9 protein-coding genes (1 of these 9 cut by a window edge) are annotated in these 10119 nt (G+C 59.7%); 2 read left to right on the forward strand and 7 right to left on the reverse strand.

Annotated features, from left to right (window positions below):
* Positions 1–196: 196 nt before the first annotated feature.
* The 7 genes from AC4ANK_RS04360 to AC4ANK_RS04390 form a co-directional block, all read right to left on the reverse strand.
* Entirely contained in the window at positions 197–1123 is a 927-nt protein-coding gene (locus AC4ANK_RS04360) for an ABC transporter permease (protein WP_002555514.1), read from the reverse strand.
* On the reverse strand, positions 1123–2223 hold the full coding sequence (locus AC4ANK_RS04365) for an ABC transporter permease (RefSeq protein WP_002555513.1): 1101 nt from the start codon (positions 2221–2223) through the stop codon (positions 1123–1125). Before AC4ANK_RS04365 ends, AC4ANK_RS04360 begins: the two co-directional genes overlap by 1 nt.
* An 11-nt stretch (positions 2224–2234) precedes the next feature.
* Complete coding sequence (locus AC4ANK_RS04370; protein WP_002555512.1) at positions 2235–3788, reverse strand: ABC transporter ATP-binding protein; 1554 nt, start codon at positions 3786–3788, stop codon at positions 2235–2237.
* A gap of 522 nt (positions 3789–4310) precedes the next feature.
* The gene (locus AC4ANK_RS04375) at positions 4311–4904 is read right to left on the reverse strand and encodes an IMPACT family protein (RefSeq protein ID WP_002555511.1); all 594 of its coding nucleotides are present in this window, start codon (positions 4902–4904) and stop codon (positions 4311–4313) included.
* Positions 4905–4936: 32 nt separating this feature from the next.
* Positions 4937–5599, reverse strand: coding sequence for a TetR/AcrR family transcriptional regulator (locus AC4ANK_RS04380; protein WP_002555510.1), 663 nt, complete (start codon positions 5597–5599; stop codon positions 4937–4939).
* Positions 5600–5694: 95 nt separating this feature from the next.
* Positions 5695–7092 carry a uracil-xanthine permease family protein gene (locus AC4ANK_RS04385; protein ID WP_002555509.1) on the reverse strand — a complete coding sequence of 466 codons (1398 nt, stop codon included), beginning with the start codon at positions 7090–7092 and terminating at the stop codon, positions 5695–5697.
* Between the two features lie 186 nt (positions 7093–7278).
* Positions 7279–8199, reverse strand: coding sequence for a LysR family transcriptional regulator (locus tag AC4ANK_RS04390; RefSeq protein ID WP_002555508.1), 921 nt, complete (start codon positions 8197–8199; stop codon positions 7279–7281).
* 111 nt (positions 8200–8310) lie between these two features.
* Between AC4ANK_RS04390 and aptA the strand changes: the two genes are divergently transcribed.
* A complete protein-coding gene (gene aptA / locus AC4ANK_RS04395; RefSeq protein WP_002555507.1) occupies positions 8311–9657 on the forward strand; it encodes an omega-aminotransferase AptA in 1347 nt (448 codons plus the stop codon).
* Positions 9658–9761: 104 nt separating this feature from the next.
* Positions 9762–10119 carry the 5' portion of a CoA-acylating methylmalonate-semialdehyde dehydrogenase gene (locus tag AC4ANK_RS04400; RefSeq protein WP_002555506.1) on the forward strand. 1136 nt of this gene lie beyond the right edge of the window, so 358 of the gene's 1494 nt are visible here — the first part of the coding sequence; the start codon lies at positions 9762–9764; its stop codon lies off the right edge, out of view.

Here is a 10119-nt window from a genome sequence, read left to right on the forward strand (position 1 = left end):
CAGGACCTCTCGAAAGTTTCGACCCCGCAGCGTACTACTGCCTATGCAGTGTTGGAATCTCCGTGAGCCGGAAACGTTCAAGGTAGATGTCTGACGCTGAGCATCGGCGCGATAGTCGGGATTATCGTTCCGCACGCTCCAGCGTGGGAATGCCGTTCATGACGCTCTGCGTCAACCATCTGCGCCGCGAGCTCCCTCAATGCCCCGCCCGCCACGGCTGGCCCAGCGATACCGGCGCATACAGTCGGGTGCGCAGGGCGTCGCGGGAGAGCAGGACGAGGACGATGATGGTGGCGAGGTAAGGCAGCATCGCCAGCAGGTTGGACGGGATGGCCAGGCCGATGCCTTGCGCGACCAGGTGCAGGATGCTGGCGAGGCCGAACAGGTACGCACCGAGCAGTAGGCGCCACACGCGCCAGCTGGCGAACACCACCAGCGCCAAGGCTATCCAGCCGCGTCCGGCGCTCATGTTTTCCGCCCACATCGGCGTATAGGCCAGCGACAGGTAAGCCCCGGCCAGCCCAGCCATTGCGCCGCCGAACAGCACGGCCAACGTGCGTACACGCAACACTGGCAAGCCCATGGCGCTGGCCGCATCGGGATTTTCGCCGACCGCCTGGATAATCAGCCCGACGCGGCTTTTCAGCAGCGCCCAGGCGACCAAAGCGAACAAGGCGAAGGACAGGTAGACCAGCAAGTCCTGGGCAAACAGCATGCGGCCGATCAGCGGAATGTCACTCAGCAGCGGGATGACCACCGGTTCGAAACCGCTCAATGGCTTGCCGACCCAGGCGGCGCCGACGAAGCTGGAAAGGCCGACACCGAAAATGGTCAGCGCCAGCCCGGTCGCGACCTGATTGGCGTTGAACACCAGTGCCACCAGCGCAAACAGTGCCGACAGCAGCATGCCAGCGAGCATCGCCAGCAGCACGCCCAGCCATAGATTGCCGGTACTCAGGGCGATGATGAAACCGATCACCGCGCCAAACAGCATCATGCCTTCCTGACCCAGGTTGATGACGCCGCTTTTTTCGCAGATCAGTTCGCCCAGCGCCACCAGCAGCAAGGGGGTTCCGCAGCGGACCATGGCATAGAAAATGTTGCTCAGCAGGTCGATATCCATCATGCGGCTCCTGTGACGGCTGTCATCTGGCGCTTGGTCCAGTGCAGTTTCAAACTTGGGCGATAGAGAATCAGCACATCACAGGCCAGCAGGAAGAACAGCATCATCCCCTGAAACAACTGCGTGATTGCCAAGGGCAGGTTCAAGGTCATTTGCGCGCTTTCTCCGCCCAGATACAGCAGGGCGATCAACAGGCTGGAGAACAGAATGCCGATGGGGTTGAGGCGGCCGAGAAAGGCCACGGTGATCGCGGCATAGCCGTAACCTGGCGAGACCTGCGGCACCAGTTGACCGATCGGCCCGGTCACTTCCGATACGCCGGCCAGCCCGGCCAGCGCGCCACTGATCAACAGTGCGAGCCAGACCAGGCGTTTTTCTCGAAAGCCGACAAACCCGGCAGCACGCTTGTCCAGGCCCAGCACCTTGATCTGAAAACCGACGAAACTGCGTTGCAGCAGCACCCACACCGCGACCAGCGCAAACAGGGCGAAGTACACGCCGATGTGCGCGCGGCCATCTTCCATCAGCAGCGGCAGGCGGCTGGCGTCGCCAAAAGTCGCTGACTCCGGGAAATTCATGCCCGCCGGGTCTTTGAGCGGCCCGTGCACGAAGTACAGCAGCAAGTTGAGGGCGATATAGTTGAGCATGATGCTGGTAAGGATCTCATTGGCATTGAAGCGCGTGCGCAGCCAGGCGGTCACGCCCGCCCAGGCCGCGCCTGCCAGGGTGCCGGCCAGCAGCACCATGACCAAGGCCCAGCGACTTTCCATCTCAATGATATTTACCGCTACGGCACTGCCTGCCAGCGCGCCGAGCAGCAGCTGGCCTTCTGCGCCGATGTTCCAGATGCGCGCTTGATACGCGACCGCCAGGCCCAGCGCGCAGAGCAGAATCGGCAAGGTTTTGACCATCAATTCCGACACGCCATACCAGTCGCTGACCGGTGCGATCAGCAAGGTGTGCAGCGTCACCCAAGGGTTGAGCCCAAGGCCGATGAACAGCAGCGAGCCGCAGACCAGTGTCAGGACGGCAGCCAGTAAAGGGGAACACCACAACATGGCGCGCGATTGCTGGCCGCGCGGTTCCAGAGAAAGCAGCATCTTTTGCTCCGTTAACCCGCCGTATGGGCCTGGGTGTGAGAATGATCGAACTGTCCCGCCATCCAGCCGCCGATTTGCACGGTGCTGGTCTGTTCAGTGGGGATCAGGTCGGAAAGCTGGCCGCCGCTCAGGGCGGCGAGTCGGTCGCTGATCTGGAACAACTCGTCCAGGTCTTCGGAAATCACCAGAATGGCCGCCCCCGCGTCACGCAAGGCAATCAATGCCCGGTGAATCGCTGCGGCAGCACCGACATCCACGCCCCAGGTCGGGTGCGCGGCAATCAGCAGTTTGGGGTTTTGCAGTATTTCCCGGCCGAGAATGAATTTCTGCAGGTTGCCGCCCGACAGGCTGCGCGCCGCGGCCTGTGCGTCCGTCGTCTTGACTGCAAAGCGACGGATGATTTCGTCGGCCAGTGCGCGAACCTTGCCGCGCTGGATCAAGCCGTGGCTCACCAGTCCTTGCTGGAAAGCGGTTAGCAGAGCGTTGTCGGCCAGGCTCAGTTCCGGCACTGCGCCATGCCCCAGACGCTCTGCCGGAACGAACGCCAGCCCGTGTTTGCGGCGGGCGTCGGGGCGCAGGTCGCCGACCGGGGTGTCTTGGAAACGCAGGGTTGTCGCCTGGGCATGAGGCAGGGTCTGTTCGCCACTCAGCAGCGCCAGCAATTCATCCTGACCATTGCCGGCAACGCCCGCGATGCCGACGATTTCGCCGCTGCGTACTTCCAGGCTCAGGTCTTTCAGTGAGCAACCGAACGGGTCCGGGTTGTGCCAGGACAGCTTGTCGACGCGCAGAAAGGCTTCGCTGCCGCTGACTTTGTCGTAGTGCGCGGTCAACCCTTCGGCATCACCGACCATCAAGCGCGCCAGCTCCAGATCGGAGCATTCAGCCGGGATACAGTGCCCGGATACCTTACCGTTGCGCAGGACGGTTGCGCTGTGACACAAGGCACGAACCTCGCCCAGCTTGTGACTGATAAACAGAATGCTGCAGCCTTCTGCGGCCAGATGCCTGAGGGTCACGAACAGCTCTTCGGCTTCCTGGGGTGTGAGCACAGAGGTGGGCTCGTCGAGGATCAACAGACGAATGTCCTGCATCAGGCAGCGAATGATTTCGACTTTCTGCCGCTCGCCAATCGACAGGCTATGGACCAGGCGCTGGGGCTCCACTGCCATGCCGTAGCGTTGCGAAACCTCGCGAATGCGCGGTTCCAGTTGCTTGGGCGTGCCTGCCGCCGCGCCCATCGCCAGGGCGATGTTTTGCGCGACACTGAGGGTTTCGAACAGCGAGAAATGCTGGAACACCATGCCGATCCCCAGGCTTCTGGCCTGTGCCGGATTGCGCATGGTCTGCGCCTGGCCTTGCCAGATGATCGACCCGGCGTCGGGCTGCGTCACGCCATAGATGATCTTCATCAGCGTGCTTTTGCCGGCACCGTTCTCTCCCAGCAGGGCATGAATCTCGCCGGGCTGAATCGTCAGGTCGACAGCGTCGTTGGCCAGGCAGCCGGGATACCGTTTAGTGATGTGGCGCAGTTGTAGACGCGCAGGTATCGCGTGGTTTGACATGAAAGGCTCGAAGGCAGAAGTGGGTCGCTTGTGGATAAAGCAAAATCCTGGCCAAGGAGTCAGGATTCCTGTCCTGTGCGTTCAATCAAGGTTGAGTAAGGTGTTTTCGACATTCATGGCCGTGCAGTGACAACCTGACGCGATCATTTCGGCACCAGTTCGGGGCGCGCTGGCGGAGCGAGGGGCAAAGGTGGCTCTTTGATTTGAGTGAAAAATGTACAGCAGGCGTCAAGCGAGGTGCGTTATACGGATGCGCGACCCTTGCACCTGTTATCCACAGGTTCTTCCACAGATACTGTGCGCAAGCGCGTCAGCGGAGAATAATACGTCGGTGGTTAGCATCCAAAGGGACTAACGAGCGCTAACAGACTGTTTTTGCACCGTTTATGGATCCATGACAGGCGATTGCTCAAAAAACGATCATTCGCCTGAAACGCAAGCCCGGCAAGGCCCGCAGTGGAGTGTACTCAGCTTATCCACAGCCGGATGCACAGTAGATGTGGGCAATTGCTGACGCGTTGCCTACTCTGTTGTGGCCTTGTGCAAAACAATTCTGCCGCGACTCAGATCAGCCAGTTGTCGTTGCAGCGTGTCGGCATGCTCGGGGCCTATCGCGATTGCCATCTGCACGCCAGTGGCAGTGAAGTTTTCACTTTCCAGCAGGCCGTTGACTTCCGCGAGACGCAACTTGACCAGCGCCAGTTCACTGAAGCTGCATTCAAGCTGGAATGACGAACGCTGAATCAGCGGCAGACGCTCGGCCTGCTGCAAACATTTGTTGGCACCACCGCCATAGGCGCGGGCCAGGCCGCCAGTCCCCAGTTGAATGCCGCCGTACCAGCGGATCACCAGCACCACGACTTGATCGAATTCCTGCGCCTCGATGGCTGCCAGGATTGGCCTGCCTGCAGTACCGCCCGGTTCCCCGTCATCGTTGCTGCGATACTGACCACCCAGCTTCCAGGCCCAGCAATTGTGGGTGGCGTTGAGGTCGCTGTGCTGCTCGATGAACGCCTGGGCGTCGGCCGGGCTGGCGATGGGGGCGGCGAGGGTCATGAAGCGGCTCTTGCGGATTTCTTCACGAGACTCGCAAGGGCCGACCAGGGTAAAAGGCATGCGTGTATCCAGCTGACGTCAAGGCGTCGATTCTACAAGGCTGGCGGCGTGAGCCCACAACCTTTGAGGATGATCCGGATCAGATTATTGCTGGCCTGATCCATGTCTTGCCGGGTCAGGCGGGAGCGACCGGTGACTCGGCAGATCTGCGAGGCGAAATCAGCGTAGTGCTGGGTGCTTCCCCACAGCAGGAAGATCAGGTGTACAGGGTCGACCGGGTCCATCTTGCCTGCATCGATCCAGGCTTGAAAAACCGCTGCCCGGCCCTGGAACCACAGGCGGTAGTCCTGGCTGAAATACTCGCTCATGCATTCGCCACCGCTGATGATCTCCATGGCGAAGATCCGTGAAGCCTGAGGCTGGCGGCGCGAAAACTCCATCTTGGCGCGAATGTAGCGGGCCAGTGCCTCAGCTGGATCATCTTCGACGCTCAGGTGGTTGAACGTGCTGTCCCACAAATCAATGATGTTGCTCAGTACCGCGACATACAGGCCCAGCTTGTTGGTGAAGTAGTAATGCAGGTTGGCTTTGGGCAGCCCGGCTTTCAGTGCAATGGTGTTCATGCTGGTGCCCTTGAAGCCGTGGCGGGCAAATTCATCTTCGGCTGCCTGGATGATTGCTTGTTCGTTCTTCTGACGAATACGGCTTGCGGGCTTGGTGACGTGAGCGCTGTGTGCGGGGACTTCAAGGGTCATGAGCAATTCCGGACAGGTCGTAGGGCGCAACTAATGAACAGATAGCGCACCGGCGATTATCTCGCAAGCACCGGCGCAAGTGCGGCTATGGAAGCCTATCGTGGTTGTTCAAGGGGATTGGGTTCCGTCGCTGAATCATTCCGGGTCACGGCGACCTTTCCTTCCGGAGTCAGCAGGCACATTACGATGGCTGTGATGCCGCCGCTGGTGATGGCCGAATCGAACAGGTTCTGTACCAGTTTGGGCATCTGATGCAGCAGCGCAGGCTGCGCGGCGATACCCAGACCGACACCCAGTGACGTGGCGATGATCAGCATGCTGCGTCGGTCCAGCGGAGACTGGGCCAGAATGCGCACACCGGCTGCCGCGACGCTGCCGAACATCACCAGCGTTGCGCCGCCGAGTACCGGTTTGGGAATCTGCTGGACGATGGCACCGATATGCGGGAACAGCCCGAGCACGAACAGCACCGCGCCGATGTACAGCCCGACATAGCGACTGGCAACGCCGGTCAGCTGAATCACACCGTTGTTCTGCGCAAAGGTGGTGTTGGGGAATGCACTGAACGTTGCGGCAATCATGCAGCTCACGCCGTCACCCAGCACGCCACCCTTGAGGCGCGCCACGTAGCTCGGGCCACTGATCGGCTGGCTGGCGAGCATGCAGTTGGCGGTCAGGTCGCCGACCGTTTCGATACTGCTGATCAGATAAATCAGCGCGACCGGCAGGAAAGCGGTCCAGTCAAAGCTGAAACCAAAACGGAACGGCACCGGCACGCTGATCAAGGGCAGGTCGTGGATCGGCTGTGGAATCAGCTTGCCGCTGAACCAGGCGGCGAGACTGCCGACCGCCAGGCCGATGATGATCGCCGACAAGCGCACCCAAGGCGTATTCGAACGATTAAGTACGATGATCACTGCCAGAACGAAGGCGCCCAGCGCCAGGTTCAACGGCGCGCCGAAGTCAGGTGCGTTGAAGCCGCCGCCCAGGTCCGTCACACCTACCTTGATCAGGCTTACACCAATCAGCGTGATGACAATGCCGGTCACCAGCGGCGTGATGACACGTCGCAACTGGCCAATACAGCGACTGAGCACGATTTGCACAAGCGCGCCGAAAAAGCACACGCCGAAGATCATCGCCATGATGTCCTCCGGGCTGCCGCCGCGTTGCTTGACCAGAAAACCCGCGGACAACACCGCGCCCAGGAAAGCGAAGCTGGTGCCTTGCAGGCAGATCATGCCTGCGCCGATACCAAACGGGCGGCGCGCCTGAATGAAAGTACCTGTGCCCGACACCATCAGGGCCATGCTGATCAGATACGGCAGGTATTGAGTCAGGCCGAGCGTCGATCCGATGATCAACGGCGGGGTGATGATCCCGACGAAGCTGGCGAGGACATGCTGGAACGCTGCCAATATGGCCGTTAAAGGTCTTGGGCGATCATTCAGGCCGTAAATCAGGTCATCGTTGTCGAGTGTTTCAGGCTGCATGGCAAGGTCTCGGACGGGGAACTGCCATGTACTGGCGTGTCGTTATCTGGGATCACTGCAAAAAACTGTCCAGTTGCTCAGGTTATTTTTATTTGAGTCCAACTATTTCAATAAATATCAGCCTGATAGCGTTTTCGAGCCGCTCTGCAACGTTGGCTGACTGGAAGGGTGTCCTGCAGGAGTGTGTCATCGGGTAGCGGCCAGTGTTTCCAGAAAGCTCTCCAGCACCAAATGAGGGCGTCGGCCTTTTCGGGTAACGGTCACCAGGTTGAGGTCGTAGAACTTTGAGTCCGGTTTCAGCGCGCGCAATCGACCTTCCTGCACCCAGGCGTTGGCGTAATGATCTGGCAGGTAGCCAATGTAGCGTCCAGTCAGAATCAGGAACGCGATGCCCTCGCGGTCTGAAGCACTGGCGGTGCAAGTCAGTGCCTGATAATGCTCCTGAATATCGTTGGGCAGGCGAAAGGTCGGGGCAATGGCTTCCTGCTGTGCGAGGCGTTCATCATCCAGCGTTGAGTTGTCCGCGTAGAAGAGCGGGTGGCCCACCGCGCAATAAAGCAGCGAACGCTCACTGTATAACGGGTGATATTCAAGGCCGGGCAGGGCGCTGGCCTGTGGCACGACACCGACATGCAGGCCGCCGTCCAATACGCCTCGCTCGACTTCGGCGGGAGCAATCATGCGGATATTGATGTGCACGCCCGGGCCACGCTCTTTCAGGCGGGCCAGTGCATGGGTGATGCGCATGTGGGGAAGGGTGACCAGGTTGTCGGTCAGGCCGATGTTCAACTCGCCGCGCAGGTTCTGATGCAGGCCGTTGACCTCAGTTCTGAAACTTTCCAGAGCGCTGAGCAGTTGCAACGACGATTGATAAACCTCACGTCCTTCGTCGGTCAGTGAAAAACCGGCCCGCCCTCGCTGGCAAAGCCGCAAGCCGAGACGCTGTTCCAGATCGCTCATTTGCTGACTGATCGCCGACCGGCCAATGCCGAGCACGCTTTCGGCCGCGGAAAAACCGCCTGCCTCGACGACACTTTTGAAAATGCGCAGCAAGCGGATATCAAAATCGCTCACCTGCGACAGTGGATCGGGGCGACGGACACTCATTGTTTAGTCCTTACCAAACCAAAGATTATGAAAATCGGGTTTTATGAACTTTAGCCGCGTGACACCTTGGCTGCAATGACCGTTCGTTTAGCGCCTGCGAGGCTTGCCCCCATGAATATGTTCGAAGCGTCAGATGTGCCTGTAGCCAGTCAGTTGAAGCTTGATGCCCACTGGATGCCTTACACGGCGAATCGAAATTTCCAGCGTGACCCGCGCATGGTCGTGGCTGCGCACGGTAGCTATCTGACAGACGACAAGGGCCGCAAGATCTACGATGGGCTTTCCGGGCTATGGACATGCGGGGCCGGGCACACCCGCAAGGAAATTCAGGAAGCCGTTTCCCGGCAACTGGGCATTCTGGATTACTCGCCGGGCTTTCAGTTCGGGCATCCGCTGTCGTTCCAGTTGGCGGAAAAGATTACCGAACTGACGCCGGGCAATCTCAATCACGTCTTTTATACCAACTCCGGTTCCGAATGCGCGGACACGGCAGTGAAGATGGTGCGTGCCTACTGGCGGCTGAAGGGGCAGGCGACCAAGACCAAGATGATCGGGCGCGCGCGTGGCTATCACGGCGTGAACGTGGCGGGCACCAGCCTGGGCGGAGTGAATGGTAACCGCAAGATGTTCGGCCAGTTGATGGATGTCGACCATCTGCCGCACACGCTGCTGGCCAGCAACGCCTATTCGAAGGGGATGCCCGAAGCGGGCGGTATTGCGCTGGCCGACGAGATGCTCAAGCTGATCGAGCTGCACGATGCGTCGAACATCGCGGCGGTAATCGTCGAACCCATGGCGGGCTCTGCCGGCGTGATCGTTCCGCCGCAAGGCTATCTCAAGCGTCTGCGCGAGATTTGTGATCAGCACAATATCCTGCTGATATTCGACGAAGTCATTACCGGCTTCGGCCGTACAGGCTCGATGTTTGGTGCGGACAGTTTCGGTGTCACGCCTGACCTGATGTGTATCGCCAAGCAGATCACCAATGGCGCGATCCCCATGGGCGCAGTGATCGCCAGCAGCGAGATCTATCAGACCTTCATGAATCAGCCAACGCCGGAATACGCCGTCGAATTCCCCCACGGCTATACCTATTCGGCACATCCGGTGGCCTGCGCGGCCGGGCTCGCGGCGCTGGAGTTGTTGCAGCGTGAAAACCTGGTACAGCAGGCAGCAGAAATCGCTCCGCATTTTGAAAGCGTGCTGCACGGTATCAAGGGCGCGAAAAACGTGGTGGATATCCGCAACTACGGCCTTGCAGGCGCCATCCAGATCGCACCTCGTGACGGCGATGCAATCGTGCGGCCTTTCGAGGCAGGCATGAAACTGTGGAAAGCCGGGTTCTATGTGCGTTTTGGCGGTGACACCTTGCAGTTTGGCCCGACCTTCAACAGTCAGGCGCAGGACCTGGACCGGTTGTTCGATGCCGTCGGCGAGACGCTGAACCTGATCGACTGACCACGCTGACAGGCTCTCTTCTTATATAGGTACTTTTATACAGGTGCTTTTGTCGCATGGGCCGCGAAGCCATTCGCGCCCGATGCAATTATCCGGAGTTTTCCATGAGCAGCATTCAACACCTGATCCACGGCGAGTTCATTTCTGAAGATGGCCGCACCGCAGATGTGTTCAATCCGTCGATCGGCCAGGTTATCCACACAGTAGCGCTTGCCACTCGGGACACTGTCCAGAAGGCGATCGATTCGGCCAAGGCTGCGTTTCCGGCCTGGCGTAATACACCGCCAGCCAAGCGCGCTCAGGTGATGTTCCGCTTCAAGCAATTGCTGGAGCAGAACGAAGCGCGCATTGCTCAGTTGATCAGTGAAGAGCACGGCAAGACCCTGGAAGATGCGGCGGGCGAGCTGAAGCGCGGTATTGAAAACGTGGAGTACGCCTGCGCTGCGCCTGAAGTGCTCAAGG

The organism is Pseudomonas sp. Pmew2, assembly GCF_058129885.1.

Bases quoted from the DNA above. Each gene is read 5' to 3' on its own strand.
- AC4ANK_RS04390 (WP_002555508.1), bottom strand. From the start codon at position 8,199: ATGAGTGTCCGTCGCCCCGATCCACTGTCGCAGGTGAGCGATTTTGAT.
- AC4ANK_RS04380 (WP_002555510.1), bottom strand. From the start codon at position 5,599: ATGACCCTTGAAGTCCCCGCACACAGCGCTCACGTCACCAAGCCCGCA.
- aptA (WP_002555507.1), top strand. From the start codon at position 8,311: ATGAATATGTTCGAAGCGTCAGATGTGCCTGTAGCCAGTCAGTTGAAG.
- AC4ANK_RS04385 (WP_002555509.1), bottom strand. From the start codon at position 7,092: ATGCAGCCTGAAACACTCGACAACGATGACCTGATTTACGGCCTGAAT.
- AC4ANK_RS04375 (WP_002555511.1), bottom strand. From the start codon at position 4,904: ATGCCTTTTACCCTGGTCGGCCCTTGCGAGTCTCGTGAAGAAATCCGC.
- AC4ANK_RS04365 (WP_002555513.1), bottom strand. From the start codon at position 2,223: ATGCTGCTTTCTCTGGAACCGCGCGGCCAGCAATCGCGCGCCATGTTG.
- AC4ANK_RS04370 (WP_002555512.1), bottom strand. From the start codon at position 3,788: ATGTCAAACCACGCGATACCTGCGCGTCTACAACTGCGCCACATCACT.
- AC4ANK_RS04360 (WP_002555514.1), bottom strand. From the start codon at position 1,123: ATGGATATCGACCTGCTGAGCAACATTTTCTATGCCATGGTCCGCTGC.